This is a genomic window from Shewanella sp. S1-49-MNA-CIBAN-0167 (assembly GCF_040310145.1).
Taxonomy (GTDB): Bacteria; Pseudomonadota; Gammaproteobacteria; order Enterobacterales; family Shewanellaceae; genus Shewanella; species Shewanella psychromarinicola.
In genome coordinates, this window is record NZ_JBEOPO010000022.1 from 14,177 (window position 1) to 39,858 (window position 25,682).

Here is a 25,682-nt window from a genome sequence, read left to right on the forward strand (position 1 = left end):
CTTGTTTGACCTTTATTCGGCAAAGCAGTACCCTTCGATTTCATCGATATGGATTAACAAGAGTATTACTATGTCTGTCCAACAAATCATTACTGATAAATTGAATCATGCCTTCGAGCCATTGCATCTTGAGGTGATTAACGAAAGTAATCGTCATCATGTTCCGCCTAATTCTGAAACCCATTTTAAAGTGGTTGTGGTTAGCGATAAATTTAGTGACCAGCGTTTGCTTGCCCGTCACCGTTTGATTAACCAAGCGCTTGCAGATGAGTTAGCTAACGGTGTGCATGCATTATCCATCAATGCTTATACTCAGCCAGAATGGCAAGCATTGGATAAAGTACCTAAAACCCCTAATTGTAAAGGCTAATTGTTATTAACTTACTGGTCTATTTATAAAAAAGCCTCACGGATTATGTGAGGCTTTTTTATTTTGTATTGTAACGTGGCGGTATTTGTCACTGGTTATGATTATGTTACAGTTATGAAATAGAAGAGTGCGATTGAAAAGGATATTTACATGAGCAAGGTGATTCAAACCTGCTGGTTAATGGGCCTAACCTTGTTGTTGGGCTGCCAACAAGAGATTCCTTCAAAGACAAATTCTCTTTCTCAAATAGATTCAACCCCTCTTCAAGTGATTGAATGGCGCTTAGCAACGTCATGGCCAAAAAACCTAGCCGGTTTGGGCATGGCACCAGAACGGTTTGCTCAACTAGTCAATAAGATGTCTAACGGCCGTTTAGTGATCAATGTTTACGGTGCGGGCGAGTTAATGCCAGCCTTATCCGTGTTCGATGCTGTTAGCAATGGCACGATTGAAATGGCGCATAGCGCGGCATATTACTGGAAAGAAAAAGCGCCCGCAGCCCAGTTTTTCTCATCGATCCCTTTTGGTTTAACGGCACAACAAATGAATGCATGGCTTCACTATGGCGGCGGGATGGAGCTGTGGGAGGAAGTTTATCAACCTTTTGGTATTTTACCGCTTGCAGGTGGAAACACCGGTATGCAAATGGGGGGCTGGTTTAATAAAATCATTGCAACACCTGAAGACTTTAAGGGTCTTAAGATGCGTTTACCGGGCATTGGTGGCGAAGTATTTAAGAAACTGGGGGGCATTCCGGTAACGGCGCTAGCGGGTAGAGAATTATACGGTGCGCTGCAGACTGGCGCGATTGATGCTGCCGAATGGGTTGGACCTTATAATGACTTGCCTCTTGGACTAGATCAGGTGGCCAAATATTACTATTACCCTGGTTGGCATGAACCGGGGTCAACGATGGAATTTCTGATCAATAAGCAGGCTTTTTCGACCTTGCCCGATGATTTACAAGCGATTGTGAAAGTAGCTGCCAGAGCGATAAATCAAGATATGCTAGATGATTATACTCAAGGCCATATCGCTGCGATGGACATTTTGCTTAATGAACACCATGTGCAGGTTAAACCCTTCCCTAATGCTGTGATCCGTGCGTTAAAACAAGCAAGAAATGAAGTTCTTGACCATGAAGCCGCTAAAGATGTGCTGTTTAATAAAGTTCTTGAGTCTTACATAGCCAATGAAAAATCAGTAAAACGCTATTTTAGTTATACTGAAGATGCGTTAAGTCGGTTTGAATTAGACGCGCAACAGCAAGAGTAAACTCAGACTGTGACAATGTTTGAATAGTGGTATTATCTTGGAATTAGGCAATATATTGTCGAATTATTTTATTTATTTAGGGAGAAATCAATGCCTTTACTAGACAGTTTTACCGTAGATCATACTCGTATGAATGCTCCAGCGGTTCGCGTTGCCAAGCACATGAGCACCCCTAGTGGCGATGCTATTACTGTATTTGATTTGCGTTTTTGTGCACCCAATAAAGATATCCTCAGTGAACGAGGTATCCATACCCTTGAGCATTTGTTTGCAGGCTTTATGCGCGAACATTTAAACGGTGATGGTATAGAGATTATTGATATTTCACCGATGGGATGCCGTACCGGTTTTTACATGAGCTTAATTGGTCAACCGACAGAAAGTAAAGTTGCAGATGCCTGGCTAGCGGCAATGATTGACGTAACCAATGTCATTGACCAGAAAGATATTCCTGAGTTAAATGAATATCAATGTGGTACTTACGAAATGCATTCGTTAACACAAGCGCAAGACATTGCTCGGATGATCATTGCCGCGGGCGTGAGCGTTAACCAAAATGATGACTTAAAACTGAGTGACGAAATTTTAGGCAATCTTTAATTTAATTGATTGAGTTCATACCCACGAGAAAAGCGGCTTTGGCCGCTTTTTTTTGCTAATAAAACACCCAATGTCGAGTAAACGTTAATAGCACGCTATTTTTATGTAATTGAAACCGTTATTGTAATAAGCGTAACTTAGTGATTTATTCGTCATTTTAAACGATCTTTTGCGTGAACAGACACATATACGGAGATTAATATGTCTAACCACCCATTTAGCCTGTCAGTGCTAGCAGCCGCAGTGCTTTATGTTTGTCATTCTACCAATGCCGTTGCAGAAACGGTAACAGAGTCTATTGATAACCTTAATAATCAACTCGATTTGCAGCAGTCATCGATAAGCCAATTTCATTATCGCCAAAGTGATATTGCGCTAGGGTTGACGGGCGCGACAGTGTTACCTACCGGATCACATCAGGATGTGACCATCACACATGCAGGTGCCATTGACGGTGTAGCCATTTTACAGGATGGTATTTTCTTTTCTCCTGCGCCGTATTCTGGACAACATTTAGTGTTGCAGCCCAATTTATTGCACCAGCAAAAAGTGTCTTTTTCGAGCATGACCAGTGTGACGGAGAGTTCGCAAGCGGCTTTTGGTAAGCTTGACTATCAGTCTATAAAAATTAGTCCCCAAAAATATGCAACTGATCTCAACCTCGAAGGCAGTGACAGTAATGCAATAAATGGTGGCGTAGTAGTGAGCGGTACTACAAAGCAAAATGGCATGTTACTGGCACTCGATTATCAATCGGCATCTGACGATGTGGGTTATCGTGCCCCGCAAGATGCAGATGCTACTCATAAAGATATTCTATTCAAAATTGCGGCCGATAGTTTAGCTGGTGCAAGCAATCAACAAACGACCGAGTTCAGTTATCAATATTCATCGCAAGATGATGATCGAGGAACATTGGGGTTAACAGCTGCTGATTTTTCGTTAGACCCGACTCAATTATACTCCGCAGCCAGCACCGACAATATTGAAGGCGAACGTCAACGCTACGTATTAGCCCATAAGGTCATATTGTCTGCTACTTCGACGATGGCGACAGACTTTTATTACCAAACCTATTCACAACAATCTCGAGAAATGCGTTTTGTTGATGGTCAGCAAATTGACAGCGCTTTGTTGTCTAGTATCGCCATGTTTGAAGCCGTTCCCACCGCGGATGGGATGAACTTAGGATCGTTAACACAAAATAACGATTTTGCAGGCTTTGGTATGCAAACCAAAGGTGTCAGCATGTATGGTCAGCATCAGGTGACTTATAGTGCGCGCTACCATACAGATAAAGCTGAAATGCGTTTAGGTCAACGTGAGTGGTCGTGGAACAATGATTTATCACTGACGCCGACAACAGATGATGAGTATGCGCTTACCTATACTGATGATGCTTCTGCTTTTTCATCAGCGGTAGACACTAAATTAAATTATGATCAGTGGTCTATCAATCTCGGTTTAGGTTATGAACATGTCAGCGTTTCTCGTGAGCTTGGTGATGTAAATACGAGCCTTAATGCGGCGGACTTTTCTGATGATGGCTGGTCGCCTTCTGTTGAAGTGGCTTATCAGAGTGGATCATGGTTAACCGCGCTGCAAGTCAAACAAGCTTGGACAGTCGCTTCAGCGGGGAATATTGAGCAAACTGCTCAAGAAGCACTGCAATATCAATTAGCATTAAGCTACCAGCAAGATGCTTTATCGATTGCAATGACGGGTTATATGCATGATTACGATAGCCAACACGTAAGCTGTATGCAGGGCATGATATGTGACTACGAACAAATATCATTACAAGAGAATATTAATGACGTTTCTGTTGTGGGCGCAGTCTTGAGCATAGCGTATGGGCTGACATTTGATCACTTTTCTATTCCATTGAACGTAAAGTACCAATATACCCAAGCTGAAACCGATAACGCCGATTGCAATGAGTTGATGGGATGCTTTGCTACTAATAGCCAATTACCATGGGTACCAGAACAACAACTGACGTTAAGCTCGGGTGTTATTTATGGCGACATGTCTATTATAGCGCAAGCCTTGTATCAATCTGAGTTAGGTTATCAAGCAACACTTACTAATGAGCGTACTATTGACAGTCAGTGGAAGGTTGATTTAGCCGCAACTTATCGTTTGACCGCACAACATGAATTATATGCTCGAGTTGAAAATCTGTTAGAGGAAGAATTAGTCGCAAATGTCACTGCAATGGGATTTCAAGGACAGTCGGAAATGACCACGTATTTTGGTTATAAAGGTCATTTCTAGAGAGTCGTTTCTAGACGCTGGCAAGCTTGAGTCATATTTGGTTACAGCTTATGTTGTTTTTATGTCAAAACACCAATACCACCCAAGTGACTACTCATTTGGGTGGTATTATTTTTGCTACAACTGTTTTTGTGAGTGAACAACTAAAATTATTTCTTTAAAATTAATGCTATAGTCTCTTTGTTAGAATCTAGCATACGGCATAACCCCCTCAGGTTCTTATCCGTTTAGTCTGATCTAAAATCCATTTATCAAAGTAATGTATTGTTATGAAAACACCTATAATTTTCGTGGCGATAGTCTCATATTTGCGGTAAAATGCGCGCGACCAGCGTGATTATGATCGCATTTTCGAGTTAAATCTGCGCTAGCTCAAATAGCAAGTATATGTTAATACTTTGTTTTTTTAGCGGAACGTGGCGCATTGTCTTTCCTTCAAACGTAGTGCTTGTGGATATGATTACAATTAAGAAAGGATTGGAACTGCCTATAGCAGGCGGTCCAGAGCAAGTTATCCATAATGGCCCAGCCATTAGACACGTAGCTACTTTGGGTGAAGAGTATATTGGCTTACGTCCTACGATGAAGATCAAAGTGGGCGACAAAGTACAAAAAGGCCAAGTTCTTTTTGAAGATAAAAAGAATCTAGGCGTTAAATATACGGCTTTAGCCAGTGGTACTATTTTAGAAATAAACCGAGGTGCAAGACGTGTACTTCAGTCAGTAGTTATTGCTGTGGAAGGTGACGATAGCGTTGCTTTTGCTCAATATGATGCTGATAAGTTAGACACGTTAGACGCACAAGTTGTTCGTGATAATCTGATTAACTCAGGTTTATGGACGGCTTTGCGTACACGCCCTTTCAGTAAAGTGCCCGCCGTAGATTCTACTGCAGCAGGTATTTTTGTGACTGCCATTGATACCCAACCTCTTGCTGCCGATCCTGTGGTAGTCATAGCTCAACATAAAGAAGATTTTGCTAACGGCCTTAATGTCCTAGCACGATTAACTGAAGGTAAAGTTTACCTATGTAAAGCACAAGGTGCCGATATTCCAGCAGCCAATGCTCACGTTCAAGAATTTGCGGGTAAACACCCAGCAGGTTTGGTGGGTACGCATATTCATCACGTTCTTCCCGCTTCTGCAGCACGAACTGTTTGGCATGTTGGCTATCAGGATGTGATTGCTTTTGGCCAACTGTTTACTCAAGGTGTGTTAAACACTGAGCGTGTGGTTGCGATTGGCGGTCCTAAAGCGAAAAACCCTCGTCTTGTTCGTAGCGTTTTAGGTGCTAGCATCACTGAACTGACTGCTGATGAAACGGTTGGTGATGGTGTTCGTGTGATTTCGGGGTCAGTGTTAAGCGGCCTTACTGCGGTAGGACCTCAAGCTTATTTGGGTCGATATCATCAACAGGTAAGTGTACTGGAAGAAGGTAATGAGAAAGAATTATTTGGTTGGGCTATGCCTGGTGCCGATAAGTTCTCTATCACTCGTGCATTCTTAGGTCACTTAAGCCCATCGCGTCTATTTAATATGACCACTAGCACTTGCGGTTCAGACCGTGCAATGGTGCCTATTGGTAACTATGAACGCGTGATGCCTCTAGACATCCTACCTACTATGCTACTTCGTGATTTACTCTCTGGTGATTTTGACGGCGCAGCCCGTTTAGGCGCATTAGAGTTAGATGAAGAAGACTTGGCATTGTGTACGTTCGTATGTCCAGGTAAGTATGACTACGGTTCATATTTGCGTGACTGTCTAGATACGATCGAGAGGGAAGGCTAATGAGTTTGAAAGATTTTATCGAACGTATTGAGCCGCAATTTGAAAAAGGCGGCAAGTACGAAAAGTGGTATGCCCTTTATGAAGCGGCTGCCACAGTATTTTATACTCCAGGTAAAGTGAATCACGGGGCAACCCATGTTCGCGATAATGTTGACTTAAAACGTATTATGATTACGGTTTGGGCATGTACATTCCCAGCAATGTTTTTTGGTATGTACAACGTAGGTTTACAAGCTCAAATCGCGATGGGCGCCGATTTCGGTTCCCCCGATATTTGGCAAGTAGGCTTATTTGAATTATTTGGAGCTCAACTTTCTGCAGACTCTGGCATTGCGTCCTTGATGTTCTATGGTGCGTGCTTCTTCCTACCTATCTATGCAGTGACTTTTATTGTCGGTGGTTTTTGGGAAGTGCTGTTTGCGTCAGTGCGTGGCCATGAAATTAACGAAGGTTTCTTCGTTACTTCGGTTCTCTTTGCACTGACCTTACCAGCAACTATCCCATTGTGGATGGTCGCACTAGGTATTACCTTTGGTGTGGTAGTTGCAAAAGAAATCTTCGGCGGCACAGGGCGTAACTTCTTAAACCCTGCATTAGCTGGCCGTGCTTTCTTATACTTTGCTTACCCTTTAAGCATGTCTGGTGATACTACATGGGTTGTCGCTGACGGTTACTCTGGTGCAACGGCGTTAAGTCAAGCGGCACAAGGTACTTTCGACTATGCCTCAACCACCAACTGGATTGATGCTTTCATGGGCTTTATCCCCGGTTCTGTAGGTGAAGGGTCTACCTTTGCTATTTTACTAGGTGGTCTAGTTATTATTTATGCCCGTATTGCATCTTGGCGTATTGTCGGTGGTGTCTTCTTAGGTATGGTGGCAATTTCTACTCTACTTAATATGATTGGTAGCGACACAAACCCGATGTTTGCAATGCCATGGTATTGGCACTTAGTGTTAGGTGGCTTTGCCTTTGGTATGATGTTTATGGCGACAGATCCTGTTTCAGCGTCGTTTACGAGTACGGCTAAGTGGGCATACGGTTTCCTTATTGGTGCAATGGTGGTGTTTATCCGTGTGGTTAACCCTGCATTCCCTGAAGGCATTATGTTAGCTATTCTGTTTGCTAACTTATTTGCGCCATTATTTGACCACTTTGTAGTACAGGCAAATATTAAGCGGAGGATTGCTCGTGGCTAGTAATAAAGATTCGTTCGGTAGAACGCTATTTGTTGTTGTCGGCTTATGTCTTATTTGTTCAGTGCTTGTTTCAACTGCGGCGGTGTTATTAAAACCTATTCAGCAAGAAAATAAGTTACTCGATAAGCAAAAGTATATTCTTGATGCGGCGAGCCTTATCAATACCAAAGAAGGTAACGTCACCAAAAAAGAAATTCTAAGCAAGTACGAGCAATATGTTGAAGCTCGGTTAGTTGACCTTAAAACCGGTGAATTTGTTGAGGGTGATGCTAACGTTTATGATCAACGTAAAGCCTCTCGTGATACTGCCCGGTCATCTATCCCTGAAAATGATGTTGCCTCAATCAAACGTGTTGCAGATAAAGCGGTTGTGTACCTTGTTCGTAATGACGAAGGTAAACTGACTAGCGTGATTTTACCTATCCACGGTTATGGTTTGTGGTCAACTATGTATGCATTTTTGGCATTAGACACAGACCTAAATACGGTGCAAGGACTCGTTTATTATGACCAAGGTGAAACCCCTGGTTTAGGTGGCGAAGTTGAAAATCCAAAATGGAAAGCATTGTGGAAAGGTAAAGAGTTATTTGATGCTCAAGGTAACTTGGCAATTAGTGTAACTAAAAACCCTGTAGTGGCGAGCTCTGTTCATGGTGTTGATGCACTTTCCGGTGCAACATTGACCAGTAACGGTGTTCAACACTCATTGGATTTTTGGTTAGGTAAAGAAGGTTTTGCTGACTTTATCGCTAAAGCACGCAACGGAGGGTTAAGCTAATGGCTGACGCTAAAGAACTTAAACAGATTCTGACCGGACCAATTATCAATAACAACCCAATTGCATTGCAAATTTTGGGTGTGTGTAGTGCACTTGCTGTGACCAGTAAATTAGAAACAGCATTGGTAATGACGATTGCATTAACAGCGGTAACAGCGTTTTCTAACCTGTTTATTTCGCTTATTCGTAATCATATTCCAAGCAGTGTGCGTATTATTGTACAGATGACCATTATCGCTTCATTAGTGATTGTAGTAGACGAACTACTGCAAGCTTATGCTTATGCCATTTCTAAACAGTTGTCAGTATTTGTTGGTTTGATTATTACTAACTGTATCGTAATGGGTCGTGCTGAAGCTTACGCAATGAAAACGCCTCCTATGATGAGCTTTATGGACGGGATCGGTAACGGTTTAGGTTATGGAGCTATTCTATTGTCTGTTGGTTTTGTGCGAGAACTATTTGGTAATGGTTCATTATTTGGCGTAGAAATCCTCAGCAAAATCTCTGATGGTGGTTGGTATCAGCCTAACGGTTTATTACTGTTGCCACCCAGTGCATTCTTCTTGATCGGTGGGTTGATCTGGTTGATCCGTACTTATAAGCCAGAGCAAGTTGAAGCAAAAGGGTAAACGCAATGGAACATTATATTAGTTTATTAATTCGTTCAATTTTCATTGAAAACATGGCGCTAGCGTTCTTCTTAGGTATGTGTACTTTCTTAGCGGTATCAAAGAAAGTGACTACTGCGATGGGACTTGGTGTTGCCGTTATTGTGGTACTGGCTATTTCGGTTCCAGCTAACCAAATTATTTATCAAAGTTTACTGGCTCCAGGCGCATTAGCTTGGGCTGGTTTGCCTGAAGCTGATTTGAGCTTCTTGAAGTTCATCACCTTTATCGGTGTGATTGCAGCATTGGTACAAATTTTGGAAATGGCGTTAGACAAATATTTCCCACCTTTGTACAACGCGTTAGGTATTTTCTTACCTTTAATTACCGTGAACTGTGCAATTTTTGGTGCAGTCTCTTTCATGGTAGAGCGTGATTATAACCTTGGCGAGAGCGTAGTATTTGGTATCGGCTCTGGTATTGGTTGGGCATTAGCAATTGTATTGTTAGCCGGTATTCGTGAAAAGATGAAATATTCTGACGTGCCAAATGGCTTACGTGGCCTAGGTATAACCTTCGTTTCAGCAGGCCTTATGGCTCTAGGTTTCATGTCATTCTCAGGTGTTTCTCTGTAAGAGTCACTGAGTCGACACATTAATTTGAACCTTTAAGGATAAGTGAATGGGTATTCTTGAATCTACTCCACTAGATGTCTATCTAGGTGTGAGTATGTTTACTGTGATTGTCTTAGTGTTGGTATTAGTGATTTTATTCGCTAAATCAAAACTGGTGGCAAGCGGTGATATCATGATTGGTATTAACGGCAACGCAGATAAAACAATTACAACAGGTGCTGGCGGCAAGTTACTTGGCGTTTTAGCCGACAACGGTATCTTCATTTCAAGTGCTTGTGGTGGCGGTGGCTCTTGTGGCCAGTGTCGTGTCAACATTATGTCTGGTGGTGGTGATATTCTACCCACTGAACTTGACCACATTAGTAAAGGCGAAGCCCGTCAGGGGTGTCGTTTATCTTGTCAGGTAAACGTGAAAACTGACATGGAAATTGAGCTTGATGAAGAAATATTCGGCATCAAAAAATGGGAATGTGACGTTGTCTCTAACGATAACAAAGCGACGTTCATTAAAGAACTTAAGCTGCAAATCCCTGATGGCGAAACCGTGCCTTTCCGTGCCGGTGGTTATATTCAGATTGAAGCGCCTGCTCATCATATTAAATATGCTGAGTTTGAAGTGCCTGATAAGTACCGTGGCGATTGGGAACACTTTGGTTTCTTTAAGTTAGAATCAAAAGTAGACGAAGAAACTATTCGTGCTTACTCTATGGCTAACTACCCAGAAGAGTTTGGCATAATTATGTTAAACGTGCGTATTGCTACGCCACCGCCACGTAATTTAACCTTGCCTTGTGGTAAAATGTCTTCGTATATTTGGAGCTTAAAAGCTGGCGATAAAGTGACTATTTCTGGTCCATTTGGTGAGTTCTTTGCTAAAGACTCCGATGCGGAAATGGTATTCATTGGTGGTGGTGCCGGTATGGCCCCAATGCGTTCACACATTTTCGATCAGTTAAAGCGTCTTAAATCTAAACGTAAGATTAGCTTCTGGTACGGTGCGCGTTCGCAACGTGAAATGTTCTACGTTGAAGATTTTGACGGCTTAGCGGCTGAAAATGAAAATTTCAAATGGCATGTAGCGTTATCGGATCCGCAAGCTGAAGATAACTGGACTGGTTATACAGGCTTCATTCATAACGTATTGTATGAAAACTACTTACGTGACCATGATGCGCCAGAAGATTGTGAGTTTTACATGTGTGGACCTCCAATGATGAACGCAGCGGTTATTGGTATGCTAAAAGATTTAGGTGTCGAAGACGAAAACATCTTATTAGATGATTTTGGTGGTTAATGCGTTAACTTATAACATTGACATGTAAGTCATTAAATTGCAGCAGTGCAGACAGGGTGGTCAAACACGAGTCTTGCACGCTGCAATTTTTTTTGTTCATTTAATACAAGTGTAAATTTGAGATGACTGTAAAATCAATCAAGCAAGTGTTACTGCCAATATTGTTACTGCCAATATTATTGACCAGTAGCTGCAGCTCACCAGATCCGATTATTTCATTATCTGGTAGTACCATGGGGACCACTTATCATATTAAAGTGGTCCCCAATGGCAGCTTGCCAGGACCACAATTATTACAAGCCGAAATTGATATGGCATTGGACGTGGTTAACAATCAAATGTCGACTTACCGACATGACTCAGAACTGTCTAAGTTTAATCAATTGCAAGTACAGCAAAGCGTTAAAGTATCGGCCGATACTATTAAAGTCATAAAAGAGGGCATGCGTCTTTATCAAGAGACTGATGGTGCGTTAGATATCACCTTAGGGCCAGTGATTAACCTGTGGGGGTTTGGCCCCGATAAGCGGCCTACAACGATCCCGACTCAAGCTCAAATTGACGCCGCTAAAGCTAAGATGGGGATCAAGGAACTGTCGATAAAAGGCTTAACATTAATTAAGCACAATGCAGACTTGTATGTTGATTTATCCTCAATAGCAAAAGGGTTTGGTGTCGATAAAATTGCATCAATATTAGACAAATATCACGTGTCTGGTTATTTAGTCGAAATTGGTGGTGAACTGAATGTTAAAGGCACTAAAGCCCATAATGTCGCCTGGCGAGTTGCAGTAGAACAGCCAACAAGCGAAGGACAAGCGGTGCAGCAAGTGATTGAGCCCGGGACTATGTCATTAGCAACATCGGGTGATTATCGTAACTTTTATCAAGACAATGGCGAACGCTTTTCACATCTAATTGATCCTCGTAACGGTTACCCGATAAAGCATCAACTTGCTTCTGCAACCGTGTTACACTCTAGTTGTATGACAGCGGATGGATATGCAACGGCCATGATGGTGTTAGGTACACAAGCTTCATTGACACTTGCTAGAGAGAAAAATTTAGCCGTAATGTTAATTGAGAAGCAAGAGCAGGGATATCAGGTCTATTACAGCGATGCGTTTAAATCGTATCTTGAGTAGGTTCCTTATTTTTAAACTAGTTGATTAAACGACTGATTGATTCAACTAGTAGTACCCTAATCTAAATGAGTTAATTGGAGTTTGTGATGAGCACATTTATTGCAGCGTTTGTAGTATTATTATTGTTCTTTTTATTTATGTCTGTGGGTTATATTGTAAAGAAGAAAGCCGTAGCAGGCAGTTGTGGTGGCTTAGGCGTTTTAGGTATTGAGAAGGCGTGTGACTGTGACGACCCATGTGATAGCCGCAAACGCCGTATGGAAAAAGAGCAAGCTCGAAATGAGTTGCTTAATCAAAATCGAATTATTTAACGACGTTTGTCATTTAAAGCCTAGGTTACCAAACTAATGCTTTGTAAAGAGCCTTCATTTTGAAGGCTTTTTTTATGTTTGTGTATTACTAGTGAGTTACAAATCTTAGTTATAATGATAATGGTTATCAATAGTAAGTGTGTGAAAAGAAAGGAAAATTTGCCTTTTCCCCTATAGTGTTTTATTCTATTTGTAATTGATCTAGATCACGTTATTTATCGAGGGCATTACTATGAAAGGTCATCCTAAAGTCATTAGCCAACTCAATCGAGTACTTACCTGTGAGCTGACTGCCATTAACCAATACTTTTTACATGCACGCATGTTTAAACATTGGGGATTGGAAAAGCTTAATGAGAAAGAATATAAAAAATCGATTGAAGACATGAAGCATGCTGATAAGCTGATTGAACGTGTATTGTTTCTTGAAGGTTTACCTAATCTGCAACAATTAGATAAATTGCGTATCGGTGAGCATGCTGAAGAAATGCTCAACTGCGATCTGGCGGCTATAACAGCACAAATTGCGCTTTTGCGTGAAGCCATTAAGGTATGCGAAACTCAGCAAGATTATGTTAGCCGCGATTTATTTGAAGATTTACTCGAAGATGAAGAAGAACATTTAGATTGGATTGAGTCGCAACAAGAGCTTATCAATCAAACGGGTATTCAAAATTATCTTCAATCACAAATTAACGACTAATAGGAAATTATCATGAAAGGCCATCCAGAAGTCATCGATGCACTAAATAGTTTATTAACCGGCGAGTTGTCTGCCATGGATCAATATTTCGTCCATGCTCATATGTACGAAGACTGGGGATTCAACGAACTGTATACCCGAATTTTGCACGAGTCAGACGACGAAAAGTTGCATGCTGCTAAATTAGTCCAACGGATTTTATTTCTTGAAGGCACTCCCGATGTTGCCAGTCGTGAAGCGTTGAACATTGGTAAAGATGTGCAAGAAATGTTTAAAAGTGATTTAGCCTATGAATATCATGTTGCTGATCATTTACGTAAGGTGATCGCGCTATGCGAAGACAAAAGTGATTATCAAACTCGCGAAATTTTAGAGGTGTTGTTGGATGACACTGAGTCTGATCACATGTACTGGTTAGAAAAGCAATTAGGTCTGATTGAGATGGTTGGTTTACAGAATTATTTACAGACCAAAATGTAACGTATCCATTGATACAGGTTACCATTTACTAAAGCCCAACTGAGTTTGGGCTTTTTTGTGTCAGTGAGACAATGATTGAATACTGTTTATATATACAGTATCATCATGGTAATTGAGTTAATGATGATGGTCATAGAATGCGTAAAATCATTCACATCGATATGGATTGCTACTTCGCTGCCGTTGAAATGCGAGATTTTCCTGAACTACGAGGCAAAGCTATTGCTGTCGGTGGCAGAAGTGATCGCCGAGGTGTAATAAGCACATGCAGTTATGAGGCCCGTCAATTTGGGGTGCGTAGCGCGATGTCCAGTTATCATGCACTGCAGTTGTGTCCGCTGTTAATTTTAGTGCCTGGACGCATGGAAGTGTATAAATCGGTTTCATTGCAAATTCGTGAGATTTTTCATCGATACACAGATCTCGTTGAGCCATTATCTTTAGATGAGGCTTACCTTGATGTCAGCGATTGCAACGTTCACCAAGGCAGTGCCACATTAATTGCTAAAGCCATTCGCAACGATATTTTTGAGGCCACAGGATTAACGGCTTCAGCGGGTATTGCACCGATTAAGTTTTTAGCCAAAATCGCTTCCGATTTAAATAAGCCCAATGGTCAATATGTGATCACCCCTAATCAAATTAGTGATTTTGTAAAAGACTTGCCACTGAGTAAAATTCCTGGCGTTGGCAAGGTTACTTCAAAAAAGTTAGCCGATATTGGCTTAACCACTTGTTATGACGTGCAACAATATCCTAAGGCTCAATTAATTAAGGCTTTCGGTAAATTTGGCCATGTGTTGGCTGAGCGTGCACAAGGGATCGACTCAAGGCAAATTAGTCCACACCGAGTGCGTAAGTCTGTTGGGGTTGAAACCACCTTAGCCAAGGATATTTTTACCTTAGAACAATGTCATCAAGTGTTACCACAGCTTATTCAAGAACTCAGTGCTCGGGTACATCGCAGTGCTAAAGACCGACAGATCCACAAACAGGTTGTTAAGCTTAAATTTAATGATTTTAAACAGACCACAATCGAGCATCGCAGTGATGAGATTTCGATTAACTTGTTTCATGACTTGCTGCAACAAGCTTTGCAGCGTAGCCAAGGGCGGGGTATTCGTTTGATTGGCGTGAGTGTTGGTTTAGCCGACGTGACGTTGGCAGCGACAGATAATGGTGCGGATAAAATCACCCAGCTCGATTTACAGTTTTAACACTGGAACAATACAAAAATTAAAAGGCGACATTATTGTCGCCTTTTAATTTGTTTATTGTGTTGATAACGTCATCACTAAAACGGATTAAGCATCTTTAGCTGGAATACGCTCTAGTACCGCAAGTAGCAATTGCCAGTACTGACCAACGGTGGTGATGTTGACCATTTCATCAGGGCTATGGGGATAGCGAATGGTTGGCCCAATTGAGACCATGTCCATAAGTGGATAAGGTTGTTTAAATAAGCCACATTCAAGACCAGCATGGATCACCATGATGGTTGGGTCTTTTTTATAAATGTCGTTATAAGTTTCACGCACAATCGCCATAATGGGTGAGCTTGTATCTGGCTTCCAACCGGGATAAGCACCACTTAGGTCAATGCTTGCACCCGACAAATTAGTCAGAGCGGTGAGCATTCCTGTGACTTCTTCACGACCAGAATCGATTAGCGAGCGAATAAGACACAAGACTTCAACGCTTTCATCTTCGGTACTGATCACGCCGATATTAAGCGAGGTTTCAGTCACACCTTGAACTTCATCACTCATGCGGATCACGCCGTTAGGGCTCGCATGCAATAAGTCGATTAAGGTATTTTGTGCCTCTTCATCCATCACTTTGGTGGGGGCGTCAATGGACTCTAGGCTGAGCACCATTGCTGGATCGACGAGCGCGAGCTCTTGTCTTACTAATGCTTGGAAAGCCTCCATCGCTTGATGTAATTTATCAACATTTTCAGCAGGAAGCATAAAGCTGATATGGGCTTCACGCGGAATGGCATTACGTAATGAGCCACCGCTAAAGCTGACAAGTTCTAATGCCAGTTCATCACTGTGTTTAAACAAAAAGCGGGCAAGTAGTTTGTTTGCATTGGCGCGACCAAGGTGAATGTTCACCCCTGAATGACCGCCTTTAAGTCCAGCTAATGTCAGCTGAAAACTGCTATTTGTGTGTTCAGGGGCTTGCCATGACATAGGTACGCTGATATGTGCATCAACTCCGCCTGCACAACCCATGTAAATTTCACCTTCTTGTTCAGAATCGGTGTTGATCAAGATGTCTGCATCAAGGTAACCTGCTTCTAAACCAAAAGCACCTGTCATACCGGCTTCTTCATCAATGGTGAGCAGTACTTCCAGTGGCCCATGCTTGATGTCTTTACTGCCTAATACCGCAAGCGCTGAAGACATACCAATGCCGTTATCTGATCCTAACGTTGTCCCTCTGGCTTTAACCCAATCACCATCAACATAGGCTTCAATTGGGTCCGTTTCAAAGTTATGTACTTTGTCAGTATTTTTTTGTGGCACCATATCAATGTGTGCTTGCAATACCACTATTTTACAGTTTTCCATTCCAGCAGTGGCAGGCTTACGGATGATTAAATTACCTACTTTGTCTTCAACAACCTCAAGGCCTTGGGCTTTTGCCCACTGTTGAATGTGTTGCGACAACGCATGTTCATGTTTTGATGGATGTGGAATAGCGCAAATTTGTTCGAACCATTGCCAAAGAGGCTGAGGATATAATTGAGTTAATGCAGTCACGAAACGCCCTCTAAGATGAATTTAGTCGATATACGACACAAAATATAATGTCATTTATTTTAACATATTCTGCGCGGTTACTTGATATTGCGACATCAATTTGCCAAGGTTTAGTCCACAAAACCTGTAAATAATTATGAACCCATCAATCTACCGGTATACCCATTGATTAAGGATTTTTTATGAACCAAGCAAACAAAGCTGTTACTGCATTTCAAGTGCCCATTATTGATGTCGCCAGTGATGAAGCCATTTTTGAAGGTGAAGGTTGGGATGCGGTAGTCGTCGTCGCGACAAGTTTGGCTGAGATTAAGCAAGATGAAATCAGTTTACTGGCGGCGCACGCCAGTCAAATCGATATGCGTGTCGGTAAAAGTGCAACACTATTATTTGCACCTGGCTTAGCCGGCGGTCGCTTGATTATCTCGCCCGTGACCGATAGCGTTAACGAGTACAGCGATGTCAGAATTTTTGCTAAAGCCGCCCGAGAAGGTATTGCCATTGCCAAAGCAGCGGGAGCCATTAAACCTTTGTTAGTGGTCCCCGCCGTGAGCGATAAACGTTTTGTCTATGCAGAACAAGTTGCAGCATTGGCGTGTGGGCAAGAGCTATGGCAACCCTTAGAGGCGCGAGAAGCAAAGTCATTACTACCAAGTTTAGAGGCTATCGGATTATTGAATACATCGGCACACAGTATGTTACTTAATGCTGCGGAGTCCGGGCGAGTGTTGGCACGCGATCTCTGCGGTACAGAGCCTGAGCGGATGTCCGCTATTGGGTTTGCACAATATTGTATTGATGCTTTTGCTGATAGCGGTTTAGCTGTGTCTGTGATTGATCAAGTGGAGCAGTTGAAGGCGCAATATCCCCTATTGAGTGCGGTTGGCAGAAGCTCATTTGGGGTTGAACGTCATCATCCTCGAGTGGTAAAGCTTGAATATGTTGGCGAAGGAACAATAACAAAAACGTTATTCTTTGCGGGCAAAGGGGTGATTTACGATACTGGCGGGGCTGACATTAAAGTGGCCGGTTCTATGGCAGGTATGAGTCGTGATAAAGGCGGTGCAGCTGCTGTCGCCGGATTAATGAAAGCATTGTCGATACTTAAACCTAAAGGTATCAAAGTGGTTGCAGAGCTTGGGTTGGTTAGAAATAGTATCGGCAGTGATGCGTTTGTCACCGATGAAATTATTACTAGCCATGCGGGTGTACGAGTTCGCATAGGTAATACTGATGCCGAAGGTCGTTTAGTGTTAGCTGACTTGTTATCACATTTGCGTATACAGGCACAAACAGCTGTGAATCCACAATTATTTTCGTTGGCAACATTAACCGGTCACGTCGTGCGCGCGTACGGTGGTTATCCAGCATTAGTTGAAAATAGCGCCGCTAAACAGCAAGGCGTCGCCGCATTATTAGCAGACGTGGGTGAATTATGGGGTGAGCCGTTCGAGGTCTCTCGCTTACGCACTGAGGATTTTGACAAGGTTGCCGATAAAAATGGCGTTGCCGATGTGGTGTCTTCTAATAATGGACCGTCTTCAATTACGGCTCGCGGACATCAATATCCTGCAGCATTCTTAATAAAAGCCTCTGGACTAATGCAAACAACACTGGCATTCACTCATATTGATATTGCTGGCAGTGCTGTTGAGGGCGATCCTCTCTATGGTAAGCCAACGGCAAGCCCTTTGGTTGCTTTATTACACTTGTCTAAGTTGTGGTAAATACCTTATTAAGTGCATGATATTATAGATTTTAATATAAATAAAACATGCTATTTACAATATAATTACATAATTATAATCCGGGTTTAATGTAATAAAGTCACTTTTAATGCGTTTTTTGTGAATTAAAGCCGATAATACTTGTAATTTAATTACAGTTCGGTATAATTCATCGGGTCGACAAGCATTGTGGTTGTCGGCTCTAGTTAATCCAGGATGGATATAGCCTCCAAGGATCTGAGTGACAAGTTGTCTCAATGGATTTGAGAAATGTACGTTCCAGGGAATCGAGCCAAGCTTTACTAGGTTTATGCAACTTTACATTATTCAGGAGAAGACCATGTCTTATACAGGTAACAGCAAATTTTATTGGCAAAACACTTGGTTTGCTGATGTAACCGTTTTACGTGGCGGTATATTCGCCATGAAACGTTAAGAATTGACCCTCTTTACGTCGTTTTAATATTCATCAACCTTTTGTTCGTCTTGTTTGACGTTTTTAGACAGGGTGGTAAATTAATTTATCGCCTCATCATGTTAAGTGATGCTAGTTTTCCTCTCCCCATATGGGATGCTTGTAACATGTCTGCCTACTCTATTGAGTAGGCTTTTTTTTGTCCCAATTTTGGTGTGATAATTTAGTTGTAGTGATTTGGGATCGTTTTAGTGTTAGCGGCATTGATTTAGGATGTTATTAGCTGAATTGTCGCAGTTTCGTGCGCTATATAAAAAACTGAAATCTTTCAGGAAAAAGGCTATTTATAGCTATCAAGGTCGTAAGTACTTATAATTCCCCCGCATTAAAGTAAGCCCTCTGTAAAGATGTCGACGTAGTGACAATGTTAAGCGGTATATGGCTTACCGCATCCTCATCTGTAGCTAATAACACTGTCAAAACTATTAACGCTATTAATTCAATTTTAACCTTTGCCCAAGGAACCGCGTTCCATGTTAGAAAAATTATTTAAACTTAAACAGAACAACACAAGTCTTAAGCAAGAGGCTGTGGCCGGACTTACTACCTTTTTAACAATGGCCTACATCATTTTTGTCAACCCTATGATGCTTGCTGATGCCGGGATGGACCATGGTGCGGTATTTGTTGCAACATGTTTAGCCGCAGCGATTGGTTGTTTAGTCATGGGGTTATTGGCAAATTATCCTATTGCATTAGCCCCCGGTATGGGACTGAATGCCTTTTTTACTTACACGGTTGTAGGGGAAATGGGTTATAGCTGGGAAACCGCACTTGGCGCTGTGTTTATGTCTGGGGTGTGCTTCTTGATTTTATCCTTAGTCAGAATTCGTGAATGGATTGTCAATAGTATTCCTATGTCGTTGCGTTTTGGTATTGCGGCCGGTATTGGGTTGTTTTTAGCGTTAATAGGCTTAAAAAATGCTGGGATTGTGATAGCAAGTCCGGCTACGTTAGTGACCATGGGGGATATTACTTCGTTTCCTGCTGTGATGGCTGCGTTAAGTTTTTTCTTGATTATTGCCATGGTTCATCGCGGTCTAAAGGCCGCGGTTATTTTCAGTATTCTGATCGTGACGATTTTAGGCATCTTTTTTGGTGATGTGCAGTATCAAGGGTTAATGGCTATGCCACCGTCTATCGCACCGACATTTATGAAAATGGACCTGTCGAGTGTATTAGAAGTGAGCATGCTATCTGTGGTGTTTGCCTTTTTGTTTGTCGATCTATTTGACACATCAGGCACCCTAATTGCTGTTGCACAACGCGGTGGATTACTTGATGAAAAAGGGCGTTTACCTCGTGTAAAACGTGCTTTAACCGCCGATAGCGTTGCCACCATTACCGGTGCAGCATTGGGTACATCAACCACCACGAGCTACATTGAAAGTATTGCTGGGGTGAGTGCCGGCGGTCGTACTGGTTTAACCGCAGTAGTCGTTGGATTGTTATTTATAGCGTCATTATTTTTCTCGCCCTTAGCCGCTATGGTGCCAGCTTATGCGACAACAGGGACATTGTTTTATGTTGCTATCTTAATGATGTCGGGGTTAGTGAATGTTGATTGGGACGATATAACTGAAGCGGCTCCTGTAGTAGTCACTTGCTTATTAATGCCGTTAACTTTTTCTATTGCCAATGCTATTGGTCTTGGGTTTATTTCTTATGCGGTGATCAAATTGCTGACAGGGCGTTTTAAAGATTTAAATTCAGGTATTCTAGTGGTGGCGGCATTGTTTATTGCCAAGTTTATTTATGGTTAACGGGCATCCCATGAATATGGGCAAACGGTAATAAATTGGCGAAGGCCAATAAAAAAAGGGCTAATAGCCCTTTTTTTGTTTTTCTAATAAGGCGTATTGACGCATCAATAGCCGGCCTATTGCAAGTCAATGCAATGCAGTTAGCGGGGCAAAGAACTGTTTGATAACCGTTTATTATCCCGAGCCGAGGTTAATCTAGATAAATAATCTACTATTAGCGGCTTTTACTATGAATTATCGAGTGAATTAGGTATAAAAATGGACTGAATGTTTTGGTAAATTGAGTAAAACAAATGGGTTATCGCCGCGTAGTAGTTAAGTTGGGTACCAGTGTGCTGACATCTGGCAGTAAGAAGCTTGATAGAGCACATATGGTTGAATTAGCCAGGCAAATGGCTTCGCTTATGCGTTCAGGCATTGAGGTGGTTTTGTGTACATCGGGTGCTATTGCTGCTGGGCGAGAGCATTTACATTATCCGGTGTTGCCCGATACTATGGCGAACAAACAGTTACTTGCTGCTGTGGGTCAAGGTCAGTTAATTTTGGCGTGGTCACAATTATTCAGTATTTATGGTTTACAAGTTGGCCAACTATTATTAACGCGTGCAGATTTACAAGATCGCGAACGTTACCTTAATGCCCGCGACACCTTAAATGCATTATTAGCGCATAATATTATCCCTATTATTAACGAAAATGATGCCGTCGCAACCAATGAGATTAAAGTCGGTGATAATGATAATTTGTCTGCGCGGGCCGCACTGCTCTGTGATGCTGACTTACTCATCTTACTCACTGATCAAAAAGGCTTATTTGATGCCGATCCTCGCACTCATCCTAATGCGCAATTGATTAAACAAGTCGTCAATATTGATGACAGTTTACGTTTACTGGCTGGCGGCTCTGTTTCCGGACTTGGCACCGGCGGGATGGCAACTAAACTAGAAGCGGCCGATGTGGCGCGCCGTGCAGGCATCGAAGTCGTGATAGCGTCTGGACATCACCCTGATGTGATTGCCAAAGTGGCTGCTAGGGAGTCGGTTGGCACTCATTTTAGTGCGATAGAAAACCCATTAGAGAGTCGTAAACAATGGATCCTTGCTGGCCCCGCATCACAAGGGAAATTAATTGTTGATGCCGGCGCCTCTGTCGCGGTGGTTGCTAATGGTCGCAGCTTATTATCAAAAGGTATTGTTGATATTGAAGGTCATTTTGAGCGTGGTGCGACCTTACTCATTGTTAATCAAACAGGCAAGATTTTGGCTAAAGGAATTAGTCGATATTGTGCCAATGATCTAACCAAAATTAGCGGTAAACACTCTGATGAGATAGAAAGTTTACTAGGCTATAACTACGGTGATGCAGTGGTTCATCGCAATGATATGGTCATACTTGATAATTAAGGATAAGCAGATGTCAGCCTCAGAAACAGAATATTTAACCCAATTAGGGCAACGCGCTAAGGCAGCAAGTTTTATCTTAGCGAGTTTAACCGCTAAACAAAAATCGGTATTATTAATGACAATTGCCGATCGCTTAGCACTGCGTAAAAATGATATTTTACAAGCGAATGCGCAAGATGTTGCCGCGGCGAAACAAAATGGTTTAACTGAAGCTATGATAGACAGATTGATGCTTGATGAGGGGCGCTTGGGCGCTATTATTACCGACATTGATAATGTTATCGCACTGGCTGATCCTATCGGCAAAGAAGCTGAAAGTCGGGTATTAGATAACGGCTTACGATTAACTCGTCGCAGTGTGCCAGTAGGTGTGGTGGGGGTTATTTATGAGGCTCGCCCAAATGTCACTGTGGATATAGCCGTGTTAGCATTAAAAACCGGTAATGCAGTGATTTTGCGTGGCGGTAAAGAAACCTTAACCACAAATAAAGTATTAAGTGACGTGATCCGTGATGCGCTTGTTAGCGAAGACTTGCCTAAAGATGCTGTACAGCTAATCGATTCACCAGAGCGTAGTCTTGTTAGCGGCTTACTTAGACTCGACAAATATGTGGATATGATTATTCCTCGCGGTGGCCATAATCTGCAGCGATTGTGTGCTGAGCAGTCGAGTATTCCGGTGATTTTAGGTGGCATTGGTATTTGTCATTTATTTGTCGATAAGCAAGCCGATTTAGTGCGCGCAATCGAGGTGATTGCCAACGCTAAGGTTCAGCGCCCTACTGTGTGTAATGCACTGGATACTTTGTTAGTACATCAACACGTTGCTGCCGAGTTTATTCCCAATATAGCATCACATTTGCACTCGTTGGGCGTTCGCTTCCATGCTTGTGCAAGCTCCTTACCTTATCTTGAGGGGTTAGGTTTTGAGGTGACACCGGCACATGATGAGTCATTCTCAACCGAGTGGTTATCGCTCACATTAGGGATCAAAATCGTCAATCATATTGACGAAGCTGTGGCGCATATTCGTCAATATTCTACTGGGCATTCTGAGGCCATTTTAACGGATAACATTCATACGGCGAGTGACTTTTTGAACCGAGTTGATTCAGCGGCTGTGTATGTTAATGCCAGTACTCGTTTTACTGATGGTTCACAGTTTGGCCTTGGCGCCGAAGTGGCCGTGAGTACGCAGAAGCTGCATGCCCGAGGTCCGATGGGGTTAGATGCACTGACCACGTATAAGTGGCTAGCTTGGGGGGATTATACCAGTAGACAATAACCGGTGTTGTTTGCGTTGCTTATGACAATAAAGGCCTAGCAGCTAGATTTTATATAAGCTAAAAGTAATAGGCCTAGAGGCTAGAGCGCTTCGCTGCTAGATTCTATAAAATCAACAGCCTATCCGCATAGCGGCCTAGGATCTTAGCAGCGAAGCTGTCCCTAGCAGGACGCAGTCCGCTCTAGAAGCGCAGCGCTCTATCCGCGTAGCGAACTAGCAGGACGTAGTCCGCTATAGCAGCGACACTAGAACCTAGTATCTAATTCAACCTCCAATTAATAATACCAATCAATAATACCGGTGTTAAAAGTACCCTAGCGCTAATATTGTCGGTTGAGGATTAAATTGCTAAAACGGCAGAATAATTAACAACGCCATTATTAAGGTTAATACTGCGACCAACCTCCGTTGTAACGAGCTAAAAAAACGAATGCACTTAAAAGGCGGTCGCCACTGTCGCCCATAATAATACCGCGCCTAAATCATATCAGTACCCGATTGGGCTGACCTCACGGTTGTTGCTTTCACTATTATGGTCACTTAAGCCGCCAATGGCATTGATAAATAATATCCCTTTACTTACTTAGCTTGGCGCTATAACGATATCTGCAATTGATGATAAATTTTAGATGATAAATTTTACTTATCCCCTTGTAATTCACTTTGTTGTCCCAATATAGGTATCAAGGCTGATATGAGTGGTCAATTATGAATCTCAAGTTAAGTAACAAAATGCTTGAAATACTTGCTGATCATCCCCATATCAACATCAAATAACATATTAGCGACGAATAACGTCAATTCCGGAGGACCCCATGGGCAAAATTATTGGTATCGATTTAGGCACAACAAACTCGTGTGTTGCAGTCCTTGATGGCGGCAAAGCACGCGTAATCGAAAACGCAGAGGGTGAGCGTACAACCCCATCAATCATCGCTTATACCGAAGATGAAATTATTGTTGGCCAACCTGCCAAGCGTCAAGCGGTAACCAACCCAACAAACACCTTTTTCGCCATTAAGCGTTTAATTGGACGTCGTTTTAAAGATGACGAAGTTCAACGTGATGTGAACATCATGCCATTCAAAATTATCGGAGCTGATAATGGTGATGCATGGGTTGAGTCACGTGGAAATAAAATGGCACCACCACAAGTTTCTGCTGAAATCTTGAAAAAGATGAAGAAAACAGCAGAAGACTTTTTAGGTGAAGAAGTAACCGAAGCGGTTATTACTGTTCCTGCTTACTTTAACGATTCACAACGTCAAGCAACGAAAGATGCCGGTCGTATCGCAGGTCTTGATGTTAAGCGTATCATCAACGAGCCTACTGCTGCTGCTCTTGCATACGGTATCGATAAGAAGCAAGGCGATAACGTTGTTGCAGTATACGACTTAGGTGGTGGTACATTCGATATCTCTATCATCGAAATCGACAGCAATGATGGCGATCAAACATTTGAAGTGTTAGCAACCAATGGTGACACTCACTTAGGTGGTGAAGACTTTGATAACCGTTTGATCAACTATTTAGCCGATGAGTTCAAAAAAGACCAAGGTTTAGATCTACGTCGCGATCCATTGGCTATGCAACGTTTGAAAGAAGCCGCTGAAAAAGCAAAAATCGAACTTTCAAGCACTAACCACACTGAAGTCAACTTACCTTACATCACAGCCGATGCAACAGGTCCTAAGCACTTAGTGGTTAAAATTACCCGTGCCAAGTTAGAGTCATTGGTTGAAGACTTAATTCAACGTACTCTAGAGCCGTTAAAAGTTGCCTTAGCTGATGCTGATTTATCAATTTCAGACATCAATGAAGTGATTCTTGTTGGTGGTCAGACTCGTATGCCTAAAGTACAAGAAGCGGTCACTAACTTCTTCGGCAAAGAGCCACGTAAAGACGTTAACCCAGATGAAGCGGTTGCCGTTGGCGCAGCCATTCAAGCTGGCGTACTTTCTGGTGAAGTGAAAGACGTACTTCTACTTGACGTTACACCACTATCTCTTGGTATTGAAACCATGGGCAGTGTGATGACTAAGCTTATCGAGAAGAACACCACTATCCCGACTAAAGCTCAGCAAGTATTCTCAACCGCTGACGACAACCAAAGTGCCGTGACTATCCATGTACTTCAAGGTGAGCGTAAGCAAGCAAGTGCGAACAAGTCATTAGGTCAATTCAACCTTGAAGGTATTGAGCCAGCACCACGTGGCCAACCACAAGTAGAAGTGATGTTCGACATCGATGCTGATGGTATCTTACATGTGTCTGCAACAGACAAGAAAACAGGTAAGAAACAAAACATCACCATTAAAGCCTCTTCAGGTTTGTCTGATGAAGAAGTTGAACAAATGGTACGTGACGCAGAAGCTCATGCTGATGAAGATGCGAAATTTGAAGAGTTAGTTCATGCACGTAACCAAGCCGATGGCTTAGCTCATTCAACTAAAAAACAAGTTGAAGAAGCCGGTGATGCGTTAGCTAGCGACGAAAAAGAAAAGATTGAAGCGGCAATCGCCACTTTAGAAACGGCCATTAAAGGCAAAGATAAAGAAGCCATTGATACCGCGACTCAAGGTCTGATCGAAGCGTCTGCTAAGCTAATGGAAATTGCTCAAGCTAAAGCTCAAGGTGATGCAGAAGGTCAAGCGCAAGATGCTGGCCAAGATAAGCCTGCTGATGATGTTGTTGATGCTGAGTTCGAAGAAGTTAAAGAAGACAAAAAGTAATTAGCAATTTCAGTTAGTTACTATTAAAGCGGGCGTTGGGGTTATCCTCAAACGCCCGTT

21 protein-coding genes are annotated in these 25,682 nt (G+C 42.3%); 20 read left to right on the forward strand and 1 reads right to left on the reverse strand.

Annotation, left to right across the window (positions count from 1 at the left end; all coding sequences use genetic code 11):
• Nucleotides 1-70 precede the first annotated feature (70 nt).
• The 15 genes from AAEZ00_RS11745 (at nucleotide 71) to dinB (ending at nucleotide 14,686) form a co-directional block, all read left to right on the forward strand.
• Nucleotides 71-370 carry a BolA family protein gene (locus tag AAEZ00_RS11745; RefSeq protein WP_124012098.1) on the forward strand — a complete coding sequence of 100 codons (300 nt, stop codon included), beginning with the start codon at nucleotides 71-73 and terminating at the stop codon, nucleotides 368-370.
• Between the two features lie 150 nt (nucleotides 371-520).
• Entirely contained in the window at nucleotides 521-1,645 is a 1,125-nt protein-coding gene (locus tag AAEZ00_RS11750) for a TRAP transporter substrate-binding protein (protein WP_351088672.1), read from the forward strand.
• A 90-nt stretch (nucleotides 1,646-1,735) separates the two neighbouring features.
• Nucleotides 1,736-2,245 (forward strand): S-ribosylhomocysteine lyase, encoded by a 510-nt coding sequence (luxS, locus tag AAEZ00_RS11755; RefSeq protein ID WP_101032551.1) that lies wholly within the window; start codon nucleotides 1,736-1,738, stop codon nucleotides 2,243-2,245.
• A gap of 201 nt (nucleotides 2,246-2,446) precedes the next feature.
• Nucleotides 2,447-4,522: a TonB-dependent receptor domain-containing protein gene (locus AAEZ00_RS11760; RefSeq protein WP_351076988.1), complete on the forward strand. Its 2,076-nt coding sequence runs from the start codon at nucleotides 2,447-2,449 to the stop codon at nucleotides 4,520-4,522.
• A gap of 456 nt (nucleotides 4,523-4,978) precedes the next feature.
• Nucleotides 4,979-6,313 (forward strand): Na(+)-translocating NADH-quinone reductase subunit A, encoded by a 1,335-nt coding sequence (locus tag AAEZ00_RS11765; protein ID WP_124012152.1) that lies wholly within the window; start codon nucleotides 4,979-4,981, stop codon nucleotides 6,311-6,313.
• Nucleotides 6,313-7,512 (forward strand): NADH:ubiquinone reductase (Na(+)-transporting) subunit B, encoded by a 1,200-nt coding sequence (locus AAEZ00_RS11770; RefSeq protein WP_101032548.1) that lies wholly within the window; start codon nucleotides 6,313-6,315, stop codon nucleotides 7,510-7,512. Before AAEZ00_RS11765 ends, AAEZ00_RS11770 begins: the two co-directional genes overlap by 1 nt.
• Complete coding sequence (locus AAEZ00_RS11775; protein WP_124012094.1) at nucleotides 7,505-8,290, forward strand: Na(+)-translocating NADH-quinone reductase subunit C; 786 nt, start codon at nucleotides 7,505-7,507, stop codon at nucleotides 8,288-8,290. Before AAEZ00_RS11770 ends, AAEZ00_RS11775 begins: the two co-directional genes overlap by 8 nt.
• Entirely contained in the window at nucleotides 8,290-8,922 is a 633-nt protein-coding gene (locus tag AAEZ00_RS11780) for an NADH:ubiquinone reductase (Na(+)-transporting) subunit D (RefSeq protein WP_101032546.1), read from the forward strand. The genes AAEZ00_RS11775 and AAEZ00_RS11780 overlap by 1 nt, the downstream gene beginning before the upstream one ends.
• Before the next feature lie 5 nt (nucleotides 8,923-8,927).
• Nucleotides 8,928-9,536 carry an NADH:ubiquinone reductase (Na(+)-transporting) subunit E gene (nqrE, locus tag AAEZ00_RS11785; RefSeq protein ID WP_101032545.1) on the forward strand — a complete coding sequence of 203 codons (609 nt, stop codon included), beginning with the start codon at nucleotides 8,928-8,930 and terminating at the stop codon, nucleotides 9,534-9,536.
• A gap of 46 nt (nucleotides 9,537-9,582) precedes the next feature.
• Nucleotides 9,583-10,830 carry an NADH:ubiquinone reductase (Na(+)-transporting) subunit F gene (gene nqrF / locus AAEZ00_RS11790; RefSeq protein ID WP_124012093.1) on the forward strand — a complete coding sequence of 416 codons (1,248 nt, stop codon included), beginning with the start codon at nucleotides 9,583-9,585 and terminating at the stop codon, nucleotides 10,828-10,830.
• Between the two features lie 122 nt (nucleotides 10,831-10,952).
• On the forward strand, nucleotides 10,953-11,975 hold the full coding sequence (locus tag AAEZ00_RS11795; protein WP_124012092.1) for an FAD:protein FMN transferase: 1,023 nt from the start codon (nucleotides 10,953-10,955) through the stop codon (nucleotides 11,973-11,975).
• Between the two features lie 86 nt (nucleotides 11,976-12,061).
• The gene (nqrM, locus tag AAEZ00_RS11800; RefSeq protein WP_101032542.1) at nucleotides 12,062-12,286 is read left to right on the forward strand and encodes a (Na+)-NQR maturation NqrM; all 225 of its coding nucleotides are present in this window, start codon (nucleotides 12,062-12,064) and stop codon (nucleotides 12,284-12,286) included.
• Between the two features lie 232 nt (nucleotides 12,287-12,518).
• On the forward strand, nucleotides 12,519-12,989 hold the full coding sequence (gene bfr / locus AAEZ00_RS11805) for a bacterioferritin (RefSeq protein WP_101032541.1): 471 nt from the start codon (nucleotides 12,519-12,521) through the stop codon (nucleotides 12,987-12,989).
• Between the two features lie 12 nt (nucleotides 12,990-13,001).
• The gene (bfr, locus tag AAEZ00_RS11810; RefSeq protein WP_124012091.1) at nucleotides 13,002-13,469 is read left to right on the forward strand and encodes a bacterioferritin; all 468 of its coding nucleotides are present in this window, start codon (nucleotides 13,002-13,004) and stop codon (nucleotides 13,467-13,469) included.
• 137 nt (nucleotides 13,470-13,606) lie between these two features.
• On the forward strand, nucleotides 13,607-14,686 hold the full coding sequence (dinB, locus tag AAEZ00_RS11815) for a DNA polymerase IV (protein ID WP_124012090.1): 1,080 nt from the start codon (nucleotides 13,607-13,609) through the stop codon (nucleotides 14,684-14,686).
• A gap of 87 nt (nucleotides 14,687-14,773) precedes the next feature.
• Here dinB and AAEZ00_RS11820 read toward each other — a convergent pair whose 3' ends face one another.
• Nucleotides 14,774-16,237 (reverse strand): aminoacyl-histidine dipeptidase, encoded by a 1,464-nt coding sequence (locus tag AAEZ00_RS11820; protein WP_124012089.1) that lies wholly within the window; start codon nucleotides 16,235-16,237, stop codon nucleotides 14,774-14,776.
• A gap of 182 nt (nucleotides 16,238-16,419) precedes the next feature.
• On the opposite strand from AAEZ00_RS11820, the gene AAEZ00_RS11825 reads away from it, so the two are divergent.
• The 5 genes from AAEZ00_RS11825 (at nucleotide 16,420) to dnaK (ending at nucleotide 25,622) form a co-directional block, all read left to right on the forward strand.
• Entirely contained in the window at nucleotides 16,420-17,964 is a 1,545-nt protein-coding gene (locus AAEZ00_RS11825; RefSeq protein ID WP_351077000.1) for a M17 family metallopeptidase, read from the forward strand.
• Between the two features lie 948 nt (nucleotides 17,965-18,912).
• Complete coding sequence (locus AAEZ00_RS11830) at nucleotides 18,913-20,202, forward strand: NCS2 family permease (protein ID WP_101032536.1); 1,290 nt, start codon at nucleotides 18,913-18,915, stop codon at nucleotides 20,200-20,202.
• Nucleotides 20,203-20,495: 293 nt separating this feature from the next.
• A complete protein-coding gene (gene proB / locus AAEZ00_RS11835) occupies nucleotides 20,496-21,605 on the forward strand; it encodes a glutamate 5-kinase (RefSeq protein ID WP_101032535.1) in 1,110 nt (369 codons plus the stop codon).
• Between the two features lie 10 nt (nucleotides 21,606-21,615).
• Complete coding sequence (locus tag AAEZ00_RS11840) at nucleotides 21,616-22,890, forward strand: glutamate-5-semialdehyde dehydrogenase (RefSeq protein WP_124012087.1); 1,275 nt, start codon at nucleotides 21,616-21,618, stop codon at nucleotides 22,888-22,890.
• A gap of 815 nt (nucleotides 22,891-23,705) precedes the next feature.
• On the forward strand, nucleotides 23,706-25,622 hold the full coding sequence (gene dnaK / locus AAEZ00_RS11845) for a molecular chaperone DnaK (RefSeq protein ID WP_124012086.1): 1,917 nt from the start codon (nucleotides 23,706-23,708) through the stop codon (nucleotides 25,620-25,622).
• Nucleotides 25,623-25,682 lie beyond the last annotated feature (60 nt).

Bases quoted from the DNA above. Each gene is read 5' to 3' on its own strand.
- AAEZ00_RS11745 (WP_124012098.1), top strand. From the start codon at position 71: ATGTCTGTCCAACAAATCATTACTGATAAATTGAATCATGCCTTCGAG.
- AAEZ00_RS11750 (WP_351088672.1), top strand. From the start codon at position 521: ATGAGCAAGGTGATTCAAACCTGCTGGTTAATGGGCCTAACCTTGTTG.
- luxS (WP_101032551.1), top strand. From the start codon at position 1,736: ATGCCTTTACTAGACAGTTTTACCGTAGATCATACTCGTATGAATGCT.
- AAEZ00_RS11760 (WP_351076988.1), top strand. From the start codon at position 2,447: ATGTCTAACCACCCATTTAGCCTGTCAGTGCTAGCAGCCGCAGTGCTT.
- AAEZ00_RS11765 (WP_124012152.1), top strand. From the start codon at position 4,979: ATGATTACAATTAAGAAAGGATTGGAACTGCCTATAGCAGGCGGTCCA.
- AAEZ00_RS11770 (WP_101032548.1), top strand. From the start codon at position 6,313: ATGAGTTTGAAAGATTTTATCGAACGTATTGAGCCGCAATTTGAAAAA.
- AAEZ00_RS11780 (WP_101032546.1), top strand. From the start codon at position 8,290: ATGGCTGACGCTAAAGAACTTAAACAGATTCTGACCGGACCAATTATC.
- nqrE (WP_101032545.1), top strand. From the start codon at position 8,928: ATGGAACATTATATTAGTTTATTAATTCGTTCAATTTTCATTGAAAAC.
- nqrF (WP_124012093.1), top strand. From the start codon at position 9,583: ATGGGTATTCTTGAATCTACTCCACTAGATGTCTATCTAGGTGTGAGT.
- AAEZ00_RS11795 (WP_124012092.1), top strand. From the start codon at position 10,953: ATGACTGTAAAATCAATCAAGCAAGTGTTACTGCCAATATTGTTACTG.
- nqrM (WP_101032542.1), top strand. From the start codon at position 12,062: ATGAGCACATTTATTGCAGCGTTTGTAGTATTATTATTGTTCTTTTTA.
- bfr (WP_101032541.1), top strand. From the start codon at position 12,519: ATGAAAGGTCATCCTAAAGTCATTAGCCAACTCAATCGAGTACTTACC.
- bfr (WP_124012091.1), top strand. From the start codon at position 13,002: ATGAAAGGCCATCCAGAAGTCATCGATGCACTAAATAGTTTATTAACC.
- dinB (WP_124012090.1), top strand. From the start codon at position 13,607: ATGCGTAAAATCATTCACATCGATATGGATTGCTACTTCGCTGCCGTT.
- AAEZ00_RS11825 (WP_351077000.1), top strand. From the start codon at position 16,420: ATGAACCAAGCAAACAAAGCTGTTACTGCATTTCAAGTGCCCATTATT.
- AAEZ00_RS11830 (WP_101032536.1), top strand. From the start codon at position 18,913: ATGTTAGAAAAATTATTTAAACTTAAACAGAACAACACAAGTCTTAAG.
- proB (WP_101032535.1), top strand. From the start codon at position 20,496: ATGGGTTATCGCCGCGTAGTAGTTAAGTTGGGTACCAGTGTGCTGACA.
- AAEZ00_RS11840 (WP_124012087.1), top strand. From the start codon at position 21,616: ATGTCAGCCTCAGAAACAGAATATTTAACCCAATTAGGGCAACGCGCT.
- dnaK (WP_124012086.1), top strand. From the start codon at position 23,706: ATGGGCAAAATTATTGGTATCGATTTAGGCACAACAAACTCGTGTGTT.